We start from the raw sequence: 18,853 nt of genomic DNA, 5'->3' as shown, positions 1-18,853 counted from the left end.
AGTGCGGCGATTTGTCGCGGGATAGAGATTGTCCTGTGCTGACAGAATACGCAGCTTTGACGTGGCAATTTTCGCTGACAACCTGCAGCGGCCGTCCACAGCCTGAGATCCCGAGGAGAGAACACATGAATCTGCGCAAATCGACCCTGAGCCGCTGGCTGGCCGCCAGCACGGCCGCGCTGATGCTGGCCATTGCCCCTGCCGCCATGGCGCAACGTGCTGGCGACATTGAAGTGACGCAGGCGCAGGCCTTGCCGTCGATTCCGGGGGCGCGCAATGGCGGTGGGTTTCTCACCATCGTCAACCACGGCAATGCGGACGACAAGATCGTGTCTGCCGCCTCAACGGTCTGCGGGCATGTGGAACTGCACACCATGCGCATGGAGAACAACATCATGCGCATGCGTGAAGTGGGCGAGATTCCGCTGCCAGCGGGCAAGACCCTGCGCATGCAACCGGGTTCGGGCTACCACCTGATGTTCATGGACCTGAAAGAGCCGTTGAAGGTGGGCGCTACTGTGCCGGTCACGGTGAAGCTTGCGGGCGGTGGGCAACTGCAATTGCAGCTCAAGGTGGAACCGCGCGACAAGATTGCGGGAGACAGCGCCATGCCGGGCATGGGCATGCAGGGCGGCATGCACTGAAAGTCAGAGAGGCCCATGCAAGCGAAGCGGGCCGCAGCCAGAAGGTCTGCGGCCCGGGGTCCGACAGTCGGGTTTGCTGCCGCCTGTCAAGCTCATGCAGGGATGCATGATGGGGGTCTTGCAACAGCCCAGGTTTGACCCGGCCTGTATGCCAAAGCAGCCGAACTGCAAAGGCGACACCAAGGTACGCCTTGGTTGAAGTCAGCGTCAAGCCAAACACGACTGCCGCGTGGGGTGATGGTCAGCAGGCAGGCAGATTGATTCACCAGCCTCTTGATTTGAAACGATTTATTGTTGCGGCGGCGCAGACAGCAAGGAGTCGATGACACCCTGCATCCGCGCGGTCACCTGTGCGTCCGGCACGATGACTCGTCCCCATTCGCGCGCGGTCTCGCCGGGCCACTTGTGGGTCGCGTCCAGGCCCATTTTGCCGCCCAGGCCGGCAGTGGGTGAAGCAAAGTCGAGATAGTCGATCGGCGTGTTGTCGACGAGCACGGTGTCGCGCACCGGATCGACTCGGGTGGTGATCGCCCAGATCAGGTCGTTCCAGTCGCGGATGTTGACGTCGTCGTCGGTGACGATGATGAACTTGGTGTAGAGAAACTGTCGCAGAAAGCCCCAGATGCCGAACATCACCCGCTTGGCATGGCCGGCATACGCTTTGCGGATCGACACTGCCGCCAGCCGGTAGCTGCAGCCCTCCGGTGGCAGGTAAAAATCCTGGATTTCCGGGTACTGCCTCTGCAAGATGGGCACGAACACCTCGTTGAGCGCCACGCCCAGCACCGCGGGTTCGTCCGGCGGCTTGCCGGTGTAGGTGGAGTGGTAGATCGGCTGCTCGCGGTGGGTGATGCGCTCGACCTCGAACACCGGAAACCACTCCTGTTCGTTGTAATACCCCGTGTGGTCGCCGAACGGCCCTTCGAGCGCGTGCAGATACCCGTTTTTTTCCATCAGTGGCACGCCGGCCTCGCTCGTCCCGCGCCAGCCCGCGGCAGCCGGGGGAATCTGCCCCTCGAGCACGATTTCCGCGGTGGCGGGGACCTGCAGATCGAGGCCGATGCAGCGGGCGACCTCGGTGCGCGCGCCGCGCAGCAGCCCGGCGAACTGGTATTCGCTCAAAGCGTCCGGCACCGGGGTGACCGCCCCCAGCGTCGTGGCCGGATCGGCACCCAGCGCCACGGCAATCGGAAAGGGCTGGCCCGGATTGGCCAGTGCAAACTCGCGAAAGTCGAGTGCCCCGCCGCGATGCGCCAGCCAGCGCATGATGAGCTGGTTGCGACCGATGCGCTGCTGGCGGTAAATGCCCAGGTTCTGCCGCTTGCGCGGCGCAGGCACGTTCTGCGGCCCACGGGTGATCACCAGCCCCCAGGTCAGCAGCGGGCCCGCATCATCGGGCCAGCAGGTCTGGATCGGCAGGCGGTTCAGATCGACCTCATTGCCTTCGAGGACCACCTGCTGGCAGGCCGGGCGCGAGACGGTTGCCGGTCGCATGTCCCACACCGCCTTGACCAGTTGCATCAGCTCACCCGCGTCCTTCAGGCCACGCGGCGGCTCGGGCTCCTTCAAACGGGCGAGCACCTCGCCAATGCGCCGCAGTTCACTCACATCCTGCACACCCATGCCCAGCGCCACACGCTGCGGGGTGCCGAACAGATTGCCCAGCACCGGCATGGCGTAGCCGGTGGGCTGCTCGAACAGCACCGCAGGTCCACCCCCGCGAAGCAGGGCGTCGCAGACTGCGGTCATTTCCAGATGGGGCGACACGGCCTGCTGACTGCGGCGCAGGAGGGAAAGGGCTTCAAGCTGAGAGAGGAAATCGCGGAGGTCCCGATATTTCATATAACGAATAGAAGTAAAAAACAAGACCTTATGCGTTGACCTGGAATAACGATATTCCTAAAATTCGATCCGTGTTTGCCCTAATGCGCCTGTTCATCAGGCGGGCTGCACACTCGCCCCGAAACACGCCTTGCTGTGTCCAACAGATGGAATGCAGCAGTTCAGATGCCAGCTTCCAGCAAAGCTCGCATCTTAGGCCGTTGGGCTCCCCTGGTGAGCCTGTGTTGTCGGATCTGTGCCCTTGAGAAACGACGTCTGCAATTGGCTTCACGCAGCGGCTTTTCCGCTTAGACACAGGAGTGTTCCATGTTGAACGCAATGCGATCCACTCTGCCGCGTGCTCGTCGGCTGATCGGTGGATTCTGGGAATTGACACATCAAACCCTGATGATGGTGGGTCTGTTTGTGGTGGCTGGTGGTGCGTATCTGTATTTCCAGCCGCATGCCATCTCCTCGCTGGACCGTGGCCTGACCCAGTGGGTCATGGCGCGCAAGACTGCAACCGATGAGCTGCAGGCGCTGGCCCAAAAGCCCACGGAGGCGCTGCTGCCCGTGGCGCAGGCTGCGCAGGTGCCATCCGTGGAGGCGCCCGCACTGACGGCGCAGCAACGCACGGTATCCAACTGGCTGGCGCGGCGCTACAGCATTGCGCCCAATGCCATGGCGCAACTCGTCAGCGCGGCGTGGACCGTGGGGCGGCAGGAAAAACTCGATCCCCTGCTCATCCTCGCCGTGATGGCGGTGGAATCGTCGTTCAACCCTTACGCCGCAAGTGGCGCGGGCGCGACCGGGCTGATGCAGGTGATGGCCGGCGTGCACCGTGACAAGTTCGCCGCATTCGGTGGCCCGCAGGCCAGCATCGACCCACTGGCCAACATGCGCGTTGGCGCCGTGGTGCTCAAGGACGCGATCAACCGCGGGGGTTCGGTGCGTGCGGGTCTGCGCTATTACGTTGGCGCCACCACCGACGCCAACGAGGGTGGCTACGCCGACAAGGTGCTGGCCGAGCAGGTACAGCTTGAGCGCGTGGCGGGCGTGTCTCCCAAGCAGACAACCGCATCGCTGACGGCCAGTGCCGGTGCGCAACCCGGCACGCATGGGACAACGCCGGTCGCCAAGCCCACGGTTGCCGCCGAGCCGCAGCTCTCTGAACAAAAGCCATCCTCGCTGACCTGAGATAGGCGCGGCAACGCGACAACGCATTACCATATCGACCTGCACGACTGGCGATAGAGACTGGCTTGCGAGTCGGTCTTGAGGTGGGACGAACCACCGGGGAGTGCTGGACTTTTAGCCGTTCGCCTGGGCCAGCGCCATCGCTGTCAATGATTCCGATCAGCCCAGGCTTGTGCGCTTGCCTTCACCCAGGCAAGCCGCGGGCCGTTACCTGGACCCTTTCCATGTTCGACCGCAACATCACCATCGCCCAGACCGACCCCGACCTGTGGGCGGCCATCCAGTCCGAAAACCAGCGGCAGCAAGACCACATCGAGCTGATCGCATCGGAAAACTACACCTCGCCTGCGGTGATGCAGGCGCAGGGTTCGCAACTCACCAACAAGTATGCCGAGGGCTATCCCGGCAAGCGCTATTACGGCGGCTGCGAGTTCGTCGACATCGCCGAGCAGCTGGCGATCGACCGCGTCAAGCAGCTCTTCGGCGCCGAGGCCGCCAATGTGCAGCCCAACTCCGGCTCGCAGGCCAATCAGGGGGTGTTTTTCGCGCTGCTCAACCCCGGCGACACCATCATGGGCATGAGCCTGGCCGAAGGCGGGCACTTGACGCACGGCATGCCGCTGAACATGAGCGGCAAGTGGTTCAAGGTGGTCAGCTACGGGCTGAACGCGCAGGAAGAGATCGATTACGACGCGATGGAGCGCCTGGCGCACGAGCACAAACCCAAGCTCATCATCGCGGGAGCGAGCGCCTACAGCCTGCGCATCGATTTCGAGCGCTTCGCCCGCGTGGCCAGGGACATCGGCGCCTACTTCATGGTGGACATGGCGCACTACGCCGGGCTGATCGCCGCCGGCGTCTACCCCAACCCCGTGCCGCATGCCGACGTGGTGACGACCACCACGCACAAAAGCCTGCGCGGGCCGCGCGGCGGTGTCATCCTGATGAAGGAGCAGCACGCCAAGGCGATCAACAGCGCGATCTTCCCCGGCATCCAGGGCGGGCCGCTGATGCATGTGATCGCCGGCAAGGCGGTGGCGTTCAAGGAGGCACTGTCTCCCGAGTTCAAGGTGTATCAGCAGCAGGTCGTTGCCAACGCGCGGGCGATGGCCGATACGCTCATCAGCCGTGGGCTGCGCATCGTCAGCGGGCGCACCGAATCGCATGTGATGCTGGTCGATCTGCGCGCCAAGAACATCACCGGCAAGGCGGCAGAGAAAGTGCTGGGTGAGGCCCATCTCACCGTGAACAAGAACGCCATTCCGAACGACCCGGAAAAGCCCTTCGTCACCTCGGGCATCCGCATCGGCTCACCGGCGATGACCACGCGTGGTTTCAAGGAGGCCGAGGCGATCCAGACCGCGCACCTGATTGCCGACGTGCTCGACAAGCCAGAGGACGCCGGCACGTTGGAGCGCGTGCGCGCGGCGGTGAAAAAGCTGACCGACGCGTTCCCGGTCTATTCCGCCTGACCGGCGCGGTCACGCCCCAGGGCGGCAGCGGTGAGCGCTGACAGGCGCTCGCGCTGCCGCCCGTTTTCAGCGAAGTTGTCCGGCGCGAGCCAGTGCGCGAATGCCGCGTCCAGTGCAGGCCATTCGCAGTCGATGATGCTGAACCACGCGGTGTCACGATTGCGGCCCTTCACCACGGCAGCCTGCCGGAATATCCCCTCGAACGTGAAACCCAGCCGGATCGCCGCCTGGCGCGACGCGGCGTTGAGCGCGTTGCATTTCCACTCCAGCCGTCGATAGCCGAGCGCGAACGCCTCGCGCATCAGCAGATACAGCGCCTCGGTCGCGGCGCGTCGCCGCTGCAGCAGCGGCGAGAACGCCAGATGACCGATCTCGATGCTGCCCGCAGCCGGAGTGATGCGCAGATAGCTGGCCAGTCCCAACGCCTTGCCACTGGCGTGATCGACGATGGCGAAAAACAGCGGATCGAGACCGCCGCAGTTGGACTGCATCCACTGCGCGTAGGCGCGCTGCGTGCCGAACGGTCCATAGGGCAGGTAGGCCCAGTCGTCGCCGCACGCATCCATGCTGTACGCGGCAAACAGATCGGCGGCGTGGCGCTGCGCATCAGCGGGCTCCAGCGTGCAGAACTGCCCGAGCAGCGGCCGTCTGCCGGGTGCGGGCGGCGGTGTCCAGTGCGGAACTGCCGCACCGAGTGGGGGTGGGGTGAGCGTGGAAGGCTGCATGGTGTGGACGGATCGACGCTGCATTGTCGCGCGCAAAGGGGGCTCGTACCGCGTCAGCCCAGGGTCATCAGCTGCGCGTTGCCGCCGGCTGCGGCGGTATTGGTGCTCAGGCTCTGTTCGTGCAGCAGCGCGGCGAGGTCGATCAGGGTGCCATCCGCAATCTGCGCGGCGCTGAGGCTTTCGATGCGCACGATTGCACCTTCGCGCTGTGCCCAGCGTGTCTGGGCTCGGGCGAGTGCGTCGGCATCGCCCTCGAACAGCACCGCGCCGAGCAGCGGCAGGGCATCGGCCTGTGAGGGTGGGCACAGGCGCACGTGGGCCTGCACGGCCTGCGGCAAGGCGGCGACCGCGCGCGCAATCTGGCTTGCGGCATCCGGGCTTTCGACGCAGCAGACATTGCCCGTTGCCAGCGCTGCCGCGACATGGTGCAGCAGCCCCAGAGGGGTCTGCGGCATGGACCACACCGTGTCACGCGGCAGCAGGCGATAGCGATTGGTCTCGCCGGTCGGTCCGGGCAGGGTGTAGACCGTTTCCAGCGGACTGAGCGCCAGATAGCTGGCGCAGAGGGTTGCGGCCTGCGCGGCATCGAGCCCGTCGATGGAAACGACGCCGTCGCGCAGCGCGCTGGCGAGCTGCTGCAGCGCCTGCACGGTTGCAGCCGGCGCATCTGCGCTGCTCATGCCCATCGCTGCGGCGGCCGCAGCCTCCGGTATGGCCACAGCCGATCGTTTCGTGGGTTGCACCAGGCGGTGCAGGTACAGCGGCCCGCCGGCCTTGGGGCCGGTGCCCGACAGCCCCATGCCGCCAAAGGGTTGCACCCCAACCACTGCGCCGATGATGTTGCGGTTGACGTAAACATTGCCCGCGTGGATGCGGCTGCAGGCCTCGGCAATGGTTTCGTCGATGCGGCTGTGAATGCCGAACGTCAGGCCGTAGCCGGTGGCGTTGATCGCGTCGATCACCGCGCCGAGCTGTGCGCGCGGATAGCGCAGCACATGCAGCACCGGGCCGAACACCTCATGCTGCAGGCGGCTGACGGCGTCGATCTCGATCAGCGCGGGCTGCACAAAAGTGCCGTGGCCGCTGCCTTGGTTGCGCCCCAGGCGAGTGACCGCCTGGCCCTCGGCCTGCATGCGCGCAATGTGCGCCTCGATGCGGTCACGCGCCTCCAGATCGATCACCGGGCCGATGTCGGTGTGCAGGCGGTCGGGGTTGCCCATGACCCATTCGCACAGTGCGTCCTTGAGCATGCCGATCAGGCGATCGGCCACGTCCTCCTGCACGCACAGCAGCCGCAGCGCCGAGCAGCGCTGCCCGGCGGAATCGAAGGCCGAGGAGAGCACGTCGGCGACGACCTGTTCGGCCAGCGCCGAGGAGTCGACGATCATCGCGTTCTGCCCGCCAGTCTCGGCGATCAGCGCGATGGGGCGCCCCTGCGGGCTGAGGCGCTGCGCCAGGGTTCGCGCAATGTGCCGCGCGACTTCGGTGGAGCCGGTGAACATCACCCCGGCCACCGTCGGATGGGCAACCAGCGCCGCCCCCACCGTGGCACCATCGCCCGGAACGAGCTGCACCGCATCAGCGGGCACTCCGGCTGCGTGCAGCAGGCGCACCATTGCCGCGGCGATCAGCGGGGACTGTTCCGCCGGCTTGGCCACGACCGCATTGCCCGCGGCCAGCGCTGCGGCCACCTGGCCGCAGAAAATGGACAGCGGGAAGTTCCACGGACTGATGCACAGCACCACGCCGAGCGGACGGTGCGTGGCGTTGTCGAACTGCGCTGTCGCCTGCGCAGCGTCGTAGCGCAGGAAGTCCACCGCCTCGCGCACCTCCGCGATGGCGTTGGGCAGGGTCTTGCCGGCCTCGCGCACGATCAGGCCGAGCAGCGGCTGCATCTGCTGCTCCAGCGCATCGGCGGCGCGCTGCAGGCAGGCGGCGCGCTCGGCGGGTGGCGTGACCTGCCAGATTGGCGCAGCGTGTGCTGCGCGCTGCATGATCGGGTCGATCTCTGCGGGCAAGGTGTTGCGTACCCAGCCGACCAGGTCGCGGTGGTCGGCTGGATTGCGCACCGGCTGCCAGCCCTCGGCCTGCGCCTGCGCGGTGTTGCCAGGCACAGCGTCGGTGACGCTGCCGGGCGCGGCGTGTGCCAACTGTTGCGCGCTGCGCAGCAGCGCAGCGGACAGCGAGGCGAGCTGCTGCTCATGCGCCAGATTCAGACCCAGGGAATTGCGCCGCGCCTGCGCGCCCAGGCCACTGAACAACGCACGGGGCAGGGGGATGCCGGGGTGCGGCGCGCCGAGCACGCCGGTCTGCGCGGCAATCGCGCGGACCGCATCCACCGGGTCGGCCACCAGCTCGGCCACGTCCACGGCGGGGTCGTGGATGCGGTTGACGAACGAGGTGTTCGCGCCGTTTTCCAGTAGCCGTCGCACCAGATAGGCCAGCAGGGTGTCGTGGGTGCCCACCGGCGCGTAGATGCGGCAGGGGCGTCCGAGCTTGCCATCGGCCACCGCGCCGACCACCTGTTCGTACAGCGGCTCGCCCATGCCGTGCAGACACTGGAATTCGTAGCGGTCGGTTGGGGCGCCTTCCCCCGCCATGTGCACGATGCTGGCCAGCGTCTGCGCGTTGTGCGTGGCGAATTGCGGATAGACCGCATCGGGCGCAGCCAGCAGCTTGCGTGCGCAGGCCAGGTACGACACATCGGTATGCACCTTGCGGGTGTACACCGGATAGCCGTCGAGGCCGTCGATCTGTGCCCGCTTGATCTCGCTGTCCCAGTATGCGCCCTTGACCAGCCGGATCATCAACCGGTGGTCGCTGCGCCGGGCCAGATCGATGAGATGGTCGATGACGAAAGGGCAGCGCTTCTGATATGCCTGCACCACGAAGCCGATGCCGTTCCAACCAGCCAGCGCCGGGTTGAAACACAATGACTCGAGCAGATCGAGCGAGAGTTCCAGCCGGTCGGACTCCTCCGCGTCGATATTGATGCCCACGTCGTAGTGCCGTGCCAGTACCACCAGCCGCGTGAGGCGCGGCAGCAGCTCAGCCATCACGCGGTCGTACTGCGCGCGGCTGTAGCGCGGATGCAGCGCCGAGAGCTTGACCGACAGCCCCGGACCGTCCAGCAGCCCGCGGCCGTGCGACGCCTTGCCGATGGCATGCAGCGCCTGTTCATATGCGGCGAAATAGCGCTGCGCGTCGTTCTCGGTCACAGCGGCCTCGCCCAGCATGTCGTAGGAGTAGCGAAATCCCTTTTTCTCGTGGGCGCGGCTATTGGCCAGCGCCTCGGAAATGGTCTGGCCGGTGACGAACTGTTCGCCCATCAGCCGCATCGCCCGCTGCACGCCCTGGCGGATCAGCGGCTCGCCGCCCTTGCCAATCAGTCGGGTGAGTGCGCTGCTCAGACCCTTCTCGCTCGAAGTGGCCGTGAGTCGGCCGGTGAGCATCAGCCCCCACACCGCCGCGTTGACGAACAGTGAGGACGAATGCCCGAGGTGCGACTGCCAGTCGCCACGGCCGATCTTGTCGCGGATCAGTGCGTCGCGCGTGGCGTTGTCCGGGATGCGCAGCAGCGCTTCGGCCAGGCACATCAGCGCCACGCCCTCCTGGCTGGAGAGCGAGAACTCCTGCACCAGCGCTTCCACCCCGCCCAGTTCCCGCCGTGCCCGCACACCCTCGACCAATCGGGTCGCCAGTTGGCGGATCGCCGCGCGTTGCGCCGGATCATGCACCTGCGCCAGCTCGACCAGCATCGGCAGGCTGTCCGGCTCGGGCCGGTGCCAGGCCGCAGTGATGGCCGCGCGCAGATCGGTCTGCGGCAGCACACCCTGCGCCCAATCAAGAAAGGGCTGAACGTCGCAGGAGGTTGCGCCATTCGCAGCCTCTGGTTGCAAATCGGGTTGCGCCGCCTCGGGTGCATGCAGTGCCTGTGTGGCAAACGCGCCGCGCTCGATCTGCTCGACGAGTTGCAGCGTGGCTTGCTTGATCAGCCAGTGCGGCGTGCGCCCGATCTGGTTTGCTGCCCTGCGCACCCGCTCGCGCAGCGCATCGTCCATCTTGATGCCGATTGTGGTTGCGCCCATGGTTGCTCCTTTCTGGGTCGTTGGTTGCGATTTTTCATGCGAGGCGTATCTCGCGCATCCGGGTTCCTCCGGATGGGGGTCTTTTCGTTCGCGCAGTGACCTGGCGTGCGCTTGACCCTCCTCAACACGCCAAGATCCAGAAAGACTGCAATGCGAGAAGACAGGATCCAACCCGAAGGAGTCTCCTCATGCAGACCGATGCCGTGATGCAGGAATTGCAGGCCAACACGCTGCTCTCCGGATTGAGCCAAGCGCAAGCTGCCCGCCTGGTGCCCTTTGCCAGTGAGGTGCAGATCGGTGCCGGGGACGTGCTGTTCCAGCAGGGGCAGGCAGCGGACGTGTTCTATGTGGTGCGCTCGGGGTCGATCCAGGTTGGGGTGCCCGCGATCAATGGCCCCGGCGTGGAAGTGCAGACGCTGGGGCCGCATGACGTGCTGGGGTGGTCCTGGCTCATCCCGCCCTACAAATGGGTCTTCGAAGCCAAGTCGCTCACACGCAGCACCTTGTTGCGCTTCGACGGCAAGGCCATCCTGCAAGAATGCGAGCGCGATCCCGCTCTGGGCTACGCGCTGATGAAGCTCTTTGCGGCGCTCATGTCAGTCCGTCTGCAGGCTGCGCGGCTACGCATGATGGAATGCTGGGCGCCTCCAGGCTGGGCATAGAAAGGCGGTTGATCTTGCCAGACGATCACACCCGCTGCAGGCGCAGCAGACCCAGGCCGAACGCGCAGAACACCGACCCCGACAGCCGCTGCGGCCATCCCGAGGCAAACCAGACGCTGAGCCGTCTGCGCGCCAGCACCGCCAGACCCGCATAGGTGCTCAGCGCCAAAAGCGAGATCAGCATGAAGGTCAAGGTCAGCGCGGCGTACTGCGGGGCCATGGGCTTGGCGACACTGATGAACTGCGGGAACAGGGCCGCAATGAACACGATGGCCTTGGGATTGGTCAGCGCCACTTTCAGCCCCCGTGCAAACTGCGTGCGAGGGCGATATTCCGCCGTTTCACCGCTGCTCGCTTCAGACGCTGCAACAAGCGACTTTCCCGCCTTGCGCCATTGCTGGATGCCGAGCCAGATCAGATAAGCGGCTCCCGCAACCTTCACCACCATGAACGCCAGTTCCGACGATTGCAGCACCGCGTTCAAGCCCAGTGCACTCAGCGTCGCCAGCACCAGCAGACCGGAAATATTGCCCAGCGATGACCACAGGGCATGTCGCCACCCCAAGTGCAGGGCGTTATGGATCGACAACATCACTGCCGGCCCTGGGGTGAACGATGCGGCAAGCGCGAAGCTGATGAACAGGAGGAAAGTCGTCCAGGCTGGCATCGTGCGAATCGATTTGGTAGGCCGTGTTGGACTTGAACCAACGACCAAAGGATTATGAGTCCTGCGAGTATAGCATTCCGCAGCATTCCCGCATGTTGCTGTTTCTAAGTAAATCAGGCACTTAGCCGATGTGCAGTGCATCAAAATGTTGCTCAGTATTCCCCTACATGGCTAAAATTTCCCTACATGGCCCCTACATGGGCCGCCTAGGAGGGCAGAGACATGGGCAAGCGGGAGAACTTCACGGCGGGACGGGTGGCAGACTTCACATGCCCGGCAGGCAAGCAGCAGGCCATCTACTGGGACGCCAAGCAGCCCGGCCTCGGTTTACGCGTGACGGCCAACAATGCCCGCGCCTACGTTTTCGAGGCGTGGAGCCAGGGCCGCACGGTGCGGGTGACGATTGGAAGCCCGGCAGCATGGACGCTCGACGCTGCCCGCAAGGAAGCCGCCCGGCTGAAGGTGCTGGTTGACAGCGGCATCAACCCGAACGAGCAGCGCCGGGAGCAGGGGGAGGCGGAAGCCGCAGCGAAGGCGCAGGAGCAGATGCAGCGCCAGCGCCAAACCCTGACAGTGGGCGAAGTGTGGAGCGCCTATCTGGAGGAGCGCCGCCCGCACTGGAGCGCCCTGCACTATCGGGACAACTTGCGCATGGTGCAGCCCGGCAACTTGAAGGTGACGGGTAGGGGTTATCGGAACGGGAAAACCGCCGCACCGCTTGCCGAGTTCATGCCCTTGCCACTGGCACAACTCGACGCCGCCCGCATCGAGGCATGGGCAGCGCGTGAAGGCCAGAAGCGCCCAACAAGGGCACGGCTGGCATGGCGACTGCTGCGCGCATTCCTGACCTGGTGCGCTGAACACCCGCGCTATGCAGGCATTGTGCAGACGAACCCGGCCAAGACGCGCCGCACCCGTGAGGCGCTGGGCAAGCCCGGCGTCAAGTCCGATGTGTTGACGCGGGAGCAACTGCCCGCCTGGTTCGCCCATGTGCGCCAGATTCAAAATCCAGCCATCGCCGCCGCACTGCAAGTCATGCTGTTGACAGGTGCCCGGCCTGGTGAAGTGCTCACCCTGCGCTGGGAGGACATCGACATGCAATGGCGCAGCATCGTCATTCGGGACAAGGTGGAAGGCGAGCGCATGATTCCGCTCACCCCCTACGTGGCGCACTTGCTGGCGCTGCCGCCGCGCCGCAATGCATGGGTGTTTTCCAGCCCCAGCAGCGCCAGCGGGCAGCTTTCCAAGCCGAACACGCCGCACGCCCGCGCATGCCGCGCTGCCGGTATCGAGGGCCTGACGCTGCACGGCCTGCGCCGCAGTTTCGCGACATTGACCGAATGGCTGGAGATTCCCGCCGGGGTGGTGGCGCAAATCATGGGGCACAAGCCCAGCGCCACAGCCGAACGGCATTACAAGGTGCGCCCGCTGGACTTGCTGCGGGTTCACCATGAACGCATCGAGGCGTGGATTCTGGAGCAGGCTGGTATCGACTTCGCTGCCGCGCAGGAGCTGCCGACGCTGCGCCGGGTGCAGTAATAGCAAAAAGGCGATAAAATGACACAATGGACAGTGCAGCTACATCCCGCAGCCGAACCGGAATTGTTGGCGCTACCCGCAGACACGCAAGCCCGATTCCTTCGCATTGCCGAACTGCTGGAGAGCTACGGGCCGCAGCATGTGGGCATGCCCCATGTGCGCCCCATCGAGGGCAAGCTGTGGGAGATGCGCATGCAGGGCCGGGACGGCATCGCCCGCGCCATCTATGCCGCCATGCAGGGCCGCACGCTGTTGGTGCTGCATGTGTTCGTGAAGAAAACACAGACAACCCCGCGTGCCGCGATTGAAGCTGCACGCAAGCGCCTGGAGGCCCTGACATGAAAACCCTGCACAGCATCAAGCGCACCCTGCTGCAATCGCCCGAAGTGCAAGCCGAGTATGACGCGCTGGGGCCAGAATTCGACATGGCCCGCGAGCTGATTGCCGCCCGTGCCCGCGCCGGGTTGTCGCAGGCAGAGGTGGCGCAGCGCATGGGCACGACGCAAAGCGTGATTGCCCGGCTGGAAAGCGGCAAGCGCCCGCCTTCACTGCGCAGCGTCCAGCGTTATGCGCAAGCAGTGGGAGCGCGGGCCGTGGTGCGTATTGAGGGCTGAGAATCTCAAGCCAAGCTATTTGCGGTTAAAACACCTTCGCACAAGTCACAGTATCCGCATAGGAAGTGCCGTTAATGAGGATTTGACTATTTACAGGTGCTGTGCCGCTGGCTGTAAAGGTAATTGATTCTGTCCTGCCGGTGAGTTCTTCAGTGCCGCTGTAGACATTCCCGCTCAGTGTTCCGAAGGAATACCCATAGGCCTGAACAGCGGTAGGCACAGGAGCCAACGCCGATGATGCTGCTGTAACTCCGTCCGACTTGGTTAAAAAAACCATGTAGCCAGTGAAGCCAAAATTAATCGCTGGCACGTATCCAGTGCAGACATATGCGCCATCGTAGGGACTATTCGCATGGGCGAGCGACGAGATTAGAGCCGCAGCAATGGCGAATCCGACTTTTTTCAGCATGATGTATCCCCCAGACAGACGAAGTTTGACAATAACAATGGCCATCCCACTCTAGCAGTGATTCTGCACTGATGTCCATGGAGTTCATCACGCATCGCGCCAGGCTATCCCGACGGGGAGAAAAGCGGGAACCTTCGCCCGCCTGCCTGGTGCCCATGAACGAAGGCCAGCGCACGAAGGAGCGCAGACATGACACACGAAGCAGACGGCACAAGCGTTGACGGCTGGACGGCAGCCGAATTTATCGAGTGCGCCATCAATGGCGGAGAGCCTATCAACTGGAGCAAATGGGTTGAACACAGGCCATTGCTGAAAGCAGCAGACGCCGCCCGATTGCTCGCAGGACTGGAACCGAAGGCCCATAAAACGCTAAACCTGAATCACAACGATTTCGCCGGTGGCGCAAAAATGCGCGCCCTTGACTTCGTGGAAATAGCCGAATCACAAGGCATGGAACGCGCCAGACCCCGCGAATGGCTAGCCTGGGCCGATTCGATGGGCGAGCCGGTGCATGTGGGCTTTCGCCTAGCCGTGGAGCAGTTCGCCGCGAAGGAATCGCCAGCGGGTGAGGCCGCAACGATTGCAGGGCTGGGCACGGTGCGCAACAGCACGAAGGGAAAACGAGCGCAACAGCTAGACGCCGAGATTGAGGCAGCAAAACGAGAGGCGACGAACCCAAGCGGCGCGCACGCGGTTTATGCCGTGCTCCAGCGATGGGCCGAGCAGGGCAAAGCGCCGTTTATTGGGTTCGCCCAAGGTGAAGGTATCAAGTATCTAACGCCCGCAGGTGGCGTGGGTTTTTTCACGTTCGACGCGCTACGCAAGCGCATGAAAAGCGCCGCGAACGCCCGCTAACGGACGCCAGCGCCCGCGAGCGCCCGCAGCTATCGGAGAGCCGCAAAAGGCCGCATAACTTGCGAATCCATCGCAACTTACCCCATAGGAGGGGAACCGATGGACACGCAAAACATGCCGCCCGAATTGGCCCGCATCGCACAGGGCCGGGACTTCCTGACAACCGCCGAATTCGCCCGAACCGTGGGACGCGCGCCGCAGACAGCGCGCAAGAATTTTTGCATTGCCGGGCATTGCTGCGGCGTGAGGCCGCGCAATGTCGGAGGCCGCTTGCTGTGGCCTATCGCAGACGTGGCGCGCGCGCTCAATGGGGGTGCCTGACATGGAACGCACCCCAAAAAATGAGAAACCCGCCGGGCAGGGCGGGCAGTCCGAGGCAGTACAGCAAGAGCTTTTCGAACAACCTGCATTCTGCCCACAATGGCCGAGCAGCGCAACCAAAGAGGGCCAGCTACTCGCCGCCTTGCTCGATGGCGCAAGCCTGAACCATCCCGAGTTCGGAGCCATCGCGCGGACGTGGCGACTTGCTGCCTATGCCTGGTTGCTCAAGCGCAAAGGCTGGCACGTTCGCACAGTCAGCGAGGACGGCAGCCCTTGGACGGGCCGCGCCTGTGGCATCGCACGCTACATGCTGGAGCCTGCGGACATCGCAGCGGTGCGGGGAGTGCGCAATTGATGAACGGCAACGACATCGAGCGCGCCCGCGACGCGCTGCAAGCCATCCCGCCAGATTTGAACCGCGAGGACTGGACACGCGCAGGCATGGCCGCCAAAGCCGCCGGGCTGGCGCTGGAGGACTTCACCGACTGGAGCAGTAGAGGCGACAACTACGCCGGGCCGAAGGACTGCGCCGCCGTGTGGCAGAGCTTCAAGGGTGACGGCATCGGGCCGGGCACGTTGTTTCACCTTGCCTTCTCGCACGGCTGGCGTGACACATCCCGCAAGCAGCGCCAGCAGGCAACGCCGCGCCAGGCCAAGCCCAGCCCACAGCGGGCACAGCCAGACGCCGCCGCTATCTGGGAGCAATGCGAACCCGCACGCCCGCAGCATGGCTACATCACGGCCAAGCGCGGCAAAGCCGAAGGTTTGCGCCAAGTGCCCGCTGGTTCATCCCTGCGTATCGCCGGGCAGGACGTGACCGGCTGGCTGGTGCTGCCCTGCCGCACGCTGGCTGGTGAACTCCAGACGCTGCAATTCATCCCGCCGCCCGGTGCGGGCAAAAAGCTGAACCTGCCTGGTGCGAGCTTTGGCGACGGCCTGCACATCGTGGGGGGCAACCTGCCAGACGCCGCGCAATGCTTCATCGTGGAGGGCATCGGCCAAGCCTGGGCTTGCTGGCAGGCAACCGGGCAGCCTGCCGCTGTAACCTTTGGTGCAGGCCGCACGGCTGCCGTGGTGAAGGCCCTGCGCCAGCAAGCGCCAGCCCTGCCGCTGGTGCTGGTGCCCGATGCAGGCAAGGAGCAGCAGGCCGAAGCCATCGCCCGCGAACATGGGTGCCAGGTGGTGCGCCTGCCCGAAGGCAGCCCGCCGAACTTCGACGCGAACGACTACGCCGCAGAGCATGGCGCGGACGCCCTGGAGGTGCTGCTATCGAGCGCCAGCGAACCCGCAGGACGTTACCGGCTGCGCACAGCCGCAGAAATCGCCGCGCTGCCGCCGGTGCGCTGGCTGGTGCGTGGTGTGCTGCCTGCCGAGGGACTGGCTGCGCTGTTCGGTGCATCAGGCAGTGGCAAGACGTTTCTATGCCTGGACATGGCTGCCGCGATTGCCGAAGGCCGCCGCTGGTTCGGGTATCGCACCTATGCCGCGCCGGTGGTTTATGTAGGGCTGGAGGGCGAGGCTGGACTATCGCAGCGGGTGCAGGCATGGGAGAAACACCACAGACGGCTTTTGCCCGAGGGGCTGCGTTTTGTGGTGGCACAACCGTTCAACCTGCCCACTGCCGACGATGTGAACGAACTTGCAAAGGCGTGCAGCGCCAGCGGTGCGGGTGGTGGCCTGCTGATAATCGACACGCTGAACCGCGCCGCGCTGGGCTTGGACGAAAACACAGCCGAGGACATGGGTGCAATCATCGAGGCCGCAGCCGAATTGCAGCGCCGCATCGGTGGGCTGGTGCTGCTGGTGCATCACAGCGGCAAGGATTTGAGCCGGGGCATGCGCGGACATTCCAGCCTGCACGCCGCCCTTGATGCAGCCATCGAAGTGCGCCGCGATGGGGACGCCAGAAGCTGGCGCATCGCCAAGGCCAAGGACGGAGCCGACGCCGAGGGCATCGGTTTTCGGCTGGAGGTCGAAACACTGGGCATCGAGGACGACGGGACGCCCTATTCATCCTGCGCCGTGGTGGAAGAACGCCCCAGCGGGAAGGAGGGCGACAACGAGCCTGCAAAGGCGTTTTTTGAAGCGCAGAACATGCGCGCCATGCTGGCGCTGGTGCATGAAACCTTCGAGGCTGGCGACTTTCTCAGCCCCAGCGCAACAGCGCCCACGGGCACGCCCTGGGCTGTGCTGCGCCACATGGAGGGGTTCCCTGCCGGGTTGAGCAAGCCTGACGTGATGGGCCTGTTTCGCGCCATGCAGAAGGCGGGTTATCTGCGCCGCGAGAGCTACACCAAAGCGAACCGACACCCCGGCGAGCGATGGGCCATTGCGCCAGAAGGGTATGCATTCGCAGGCATCGCAGCGCCGGTGCAGAGCGAGGCTAACCCTGAACTTGCGCCGACTGCGTCGACCGCGTCGACATGCCATGTTTCAGAGGTTGACGCACCAGACGCAGGCGCGTCAAGCGCCCTGCGTCGACCTACAGGGGGGTATGGGGGGAAGTTGACGCAGCGCACGCAGGACGAAGCGCCAGCCGATAACCCGCCTTCTGGAGCAACCCCAGCCGCGCAGCCTGCCGAGGTCGACGCACAGGAGGCGACGCCATGACCGACCGCAAGCTGACCGCCGCGCTCATGCTTCTGGAGCGCAAGGGCGAGATTTTCCGCCGCGCCGATTCGGCCGGGGTGGTGCGATGGGTGCATATGGACTACCTGCCGCGCGCGGCAATCCAGCGCCAGCATGCGCAGGATGCCGACGTGCAGACCATCGCATCACGTCTGGGGCTAGGTGTGCCGCTGGTGCAGCAAGTGCTAGACGCGCCGCGCCACGGGAGGGCCGCGCCATGACCGCAACAACCCGGAGCAAACCCATGAACCTGAACGCATCGAACCCTACCCGGCAGGCGCTCGACGAACTGCGCCAAGCCGCCGAAGCCCTGCGCCGCGCCCTGGAGCAATACGCAGCCGCGCCGAAGCCCACAACTGCCCCGAAGGAGGCCGCCCATGATTGACGCCCTGATAGGTGGCACGCTGCACGGTGCCGCCGTGGAGAAAACCGGCCAAGCCGGGAAGCCCTTTGTCACTTGCAAGGTGCGCACGCCGATGCAAAGCGGTGAAGCCCTGTTCGTGAACGTGATTGCCTTCGACAAGGCCGCCTGTGCTGCCTTGCTGGCGCTGCATGCTGGTGAGCCTGTTCATATCGCCGGAATGCTCACGCCGAAGGTATGGACGCCGCCGCAAGGTGAGCCGCGCCCGGTGCTCGACATGCAAGCGCATGCGGTGCTGACAACCTACGCGGTGCAGCGCAAGCGCAAGGCTGTAGAGCCGCGAACGCAGCACAGCAAGGGAGATGCTCAGGCAGAGCAGCAGCGGGCCGCTATGGCCGCCCTGGAGCCTTTGGACACTGCGGAGGTGCTGCCGTGGGAGTGAGCAAAACGCCGCCGCAAACCTTCGAGGTGGTGGACTGTGACGATACCCCTACCCCCCGCCGTGGCAGGCCGCCTATCGTGCTCGACACGGTGAAGGGCTGCACTGACGAACTCGCCCGGCTGTATCGTGACGCCCGGCATGGACGCCTTGACGTGAACCGCGCCGCGAAGCTGGCCTATCTGCTGCAAATCCTGATTCGCGGGCACGAAGTGGCGACGCTGGAGGCCCGCATTCTCGCCTTGGAGGCATCGCATGACACGCAGACTTGAAAGCCGCCTAGAGCGCCTGGAGCATCAACGCGAGCAATCGCAGGCCAGCATGCGCCTAGTCTTTTGCAAAGGTGACGAAACCGCAGAGCAGGCCATTGCCCGCGAGCGGGCAGAAGATGACGCTTGCATCGTGGTGCGA

20 protein-coding genes and 1 riboswitch are annotated in these 18,853 nt (G+C 64.8%); of the genes, 15 read left to right on the top strand and 5 right to left on the bottom strand.

Annotated elements, in window-relative coordinates; genetic code table 11:
- Positions 1–125 precede the first annotated feature (125 nt).
- Positions 126–644, top strand: coding sequence for a copper chaperone PCu(A)C (locus tag AC1ZQA_RS12935; RefSeq protein WP_482677270.1), 519 nt, complete (start codon positions 126–128; stop codon positions 642–644).
- A gap of 288 nt (positions 645–932) precedes the next feature.
- Here the strand turns inward: AC1ZQA_RS12935 and AC1ZQA_RS12930 are convergent, their stop codons facing one another.
- A complete protein-coding gene (locus tag AC1ZQA_RS12930; protein ID WP_482677269.1) occupies positions 933–2,486 on the bottom strand; it encodes a UbiD family decarboxylase in 1,554 nt (517 codons plus the stop codon).
- A gap of 306 nt (positions 2,487–2,792) precedes the next feature.
- Between AC1ZQA_RS12930 and AC1ZQA_RS12925 the strand changes: the two genes are divergently transcribed.
- Together AC1ZQA_RS12925 and glyA are read left to right on the top strand one after the other, a co-directional pair.
- Positions 2,793–3,662, top strand: a complete 870-nt coding sequence (locus tag AC1ZQA_RS12925; protein ID WP_482677268.1) for a lytic transglycosylase domain-containing protein — start codon at positions 2,793–2,795, stop codon at positions 3,660–3,662.
- A 33-nt stretch (positions 3,663–3,695) separates the two neighbouring features.
- Positions 3,696–3,801: riboswitch (ZMP/ZTP riboswitch) on the top strand.
- Between the two features lie 85 nt (positions 3,802–3,886).
- Positions 3,887–5,134, top strand: coding sequence for a serine hydroxymethyltransferase (gene glyA, locus AC1ZQA_RS12920; RefSeq protein WP_482677267.1), 1,248 nt, complete (start codon positions 3,887–3,889; stop codon positions 5,132–5,134).
- Here glyA and AC1ZQA_RS12915 read toward each other — a convergent pair.
- Positions 5,122–5,859 (bottom strand): GNAT family N-acetyltransferase, encoded by a 738-nt coding sequence (locus tag AC1ZQA_RS12915; protein ID WP_482677266.1) that lies wholly within the window; start codon positions 5,857–5,859, stop codon positions 5,122–5,124. The genes glyA and AC1ZQA_RS12915 overlap by 13 nt on opposite strands.
- A 53-nt stretch (positions 5,860–5,912) precedes the next feature.
- Positions 5,913–9,947, bottom strand: coding sequence for a trifunctional transcriptional regulator/proline dehydrogenase/L-glutamate gamma-semialdehyde dehydrogenase (gene putA / locus AC1ZQA_RS12910; RefSeq protein ID WP_482677265.1), 4,035 nt, complete (start codon positions 9,945–9,947; stop codon positions 5,913–5,915).
- 188 nt (positions 9,948–10,135) lie between these two features.
- Here putA and AC1ZQA_RS12905 point away from each other — a divergent pair, with 188 nt between their 5' ends.
- Complete coding sequence (locus AC1ZQA_RS12905) at positions 10,136–10,609, top strand: Crp/Fnr family transcriptional regulator (protein ID WP_482677264.1); 474 nt, start codon at positions 10,136–10,138, stop codon at positions 10,607–10,609.
- A 25-nt stretch (positions 10,610–10,634) separates the two neighbouring features.
- Here AC1ZQA_RS12905 and AC1ZQA_RS12900 read toward each other — a convergent pair whose 3' ends face one another.
- Positions 10,635–11,276 (bottom strand): LysE family translocator, encoded by a 642-nt coding sequence (locus tag AC1ZQA_RS12900; protein WP_482677263.1) that lies wholly within the window; start codon positions 11,274–11,276, stop codon positions 10,635–10,637.
- A gap of 222 nt (positions 11,277–11,498) precedes the next feature.
- Here AC1ZQA_RS12900 and AC1ZQA_RS12895 point away from each other — a divergent pair, with 222 nt between their 5' ends.
- The 3 genes from AC1ZQA_RS12895 to AC1ZQA_RS12885 are packed head-to-tail and all read left to right on the top strand — an operon-like array spanning position 11,499 to position 13,429.
- Positions 11,499–12,815, top strand: coding sequence for a tyrosine-type recombinase/integrase (locus AC1ZQA_RS12895; protein ID WP_482677262.1), 1,317 nt, complete (start codon positions 11,499–11,501; stop codon positions 12,813–12,815).
- An 18-nt stretch (positions 12,816–12,833) separates the two neighbouring features.
- Entirely contained in the window at positions 12,834–13,157 is a 324-nt protein-coding gene (locus AC1ZQA_RS12890) for a type II toxin-antitoxin system RelE/ParE family toxin (protein WP_482677261.1), read from the top strand.
- Entirely contained in the window at positions 13,154–13,429 is a 276-nt protein-coding gene (locus tag AC1ZQA_RS12885; RefSeq protein ID WP_482677260.1) for a helix-turn-helix domain-containing protein, read from the top strand. Before AC1ZQA_RS12890 ends, AC1ZQA_RS12885 begins: the two co-directional genes overlap by 4 nt.
- A gap of 25 nt (positions 13,430–13,454) precedes the next feature.
- On the opposite strand, the gene AC1ZQA_RS12880 is transcribed toward AC1ZQA_RS12885, so the two are convergent.
- The gene (locus AC1ZQA_RS12880; RefSeq protein WP_482677259.1) at positions 13,455–13,838 is read right to left on the bottom strand and encodes a hypothetical protein; all 384 of its coding nucleotides are present in this window, start codon (positions 13,836–13,838) and stop codon (positions 13,455–13,457) included.
- 189 nt (positions 13,839–14,027) lie between these two features.
- Here AC1ZQA_RS12880 and AC1ZQA_RS12875 point away from each other — a divergent pair, with 189 nt between their 5' ends.
- From AC1ZQA_RS12875 to AC1ZQA_RS12840, 8 genes are all read left to right on the top strand, one after another.
- Positions 14,028–14,693 (top strand): hypothetical protein, encoded by a 666-nt coding sequence (locus AC1ZQA_RS12875; RefSeq protein WP_482677258.1) that lies wholly within the window; start codon positions 14,028–14,030, stop codon positions 14,691–14,693.
- Positions 14,694–14,792: 99 nt separating this feature from the next.
- Positions 14,793–15,014: a hypothetical protein gene (locus AC1ZQA_RS12870; RefSeq protein ID WP_482677257.1), complete on the top strand. Its 222-nt coding sequence runs from the start codon at positions 14,793–14,795 to the stop codon at positions 15,012–15,014.
- A 1-nt stretch (position 15,015) separates the two neighbouring features.
- The gene (locus tag AC1ZQA_RS12865; RefSeq protein WP_482677256.1) at positions 15,016–15,369 is read left to right on the top strand and encodes a hypothetical protein; all 354 of its coding nucleotides are present in this window, start codon (positions 15,016–15,018) and stop codon (positions 15,367–15,369) included.
- The gene (locus tag AC1ZQA_RS12860; RefSeq protein WP_482677255.1) at positions 15,369–17,624 is read left to right on the top strand and encodes an AAA family ATPase; all 2,256 of its coding nucleotides are present in this window, start codon (positions 15,369–15,371) and stop codon (positions 17,622–17,624) included. Before AC1ZQA_RS12865 ends, AC1ZQA_RS12860 begins: the two co-directional genes overlap by 1 nt.
- Positions 17,621–17,863, top strand: coding sequence for a hypothetical protein (locus AC1ZQA_RS12855; protein WP_482677254.1), 243 nt, complete (start codon positions 17,621–17,623; stop codon positions 17,861–17,863). The genes AC1ZQA_RS12860 and AC1ZQA_RS12855 overlap by 4 nt, the downstream gene beginning before the upstream one ends.
- 23 nt (positions 17,864–17,886) lie before the next feature.
- Positions 17,887–18,027, top strand: a complete 141-nt coding sequence (locus AC1ZQA_RS12850; protein ID WP_482677253.1) for a hypothetical protein — start codon at positions 17,887–17,889, stop codon at positions 18,025–18,027.
- Positions 18,020–18,445, top strand: a complete 426-nt coding sequence (locus AC1ZQA_RS12845; protein ID WP_482677252.1) for a single-stranded DNA-binding protein — start codon at positions 18,020–18,022, stop codon at positions 18,443–18,445. The genes AC1ZQA_RS12850 and AC1ZQA_RS12845 overlap by 8 nt, the downstream gene beginning before the upstream one ends.
- A complete protein-coding gene (locus AC1ZQA_RS12840; RefSeq protein WP_482677251.1) occupies positions 18,436–18,714 on the top strand; it encodes a hypothetical protein in 279 nt (92 codons plus the stop codon). The genes AC1ZQA_RS12845 and AC1ZQA_RS12840 overlap by 10 nt, the downstream gene beginning before the upstream one ends.
- Positions 18,715–18,853 lie beyond the last annotated feature (139 nt).

This window comes from Thiomonas sp. DCM-2 (assembly GCF_056820905.1).
This window is presented reverse-complemented; position numbering and strand designations above follow the sequence as displayed.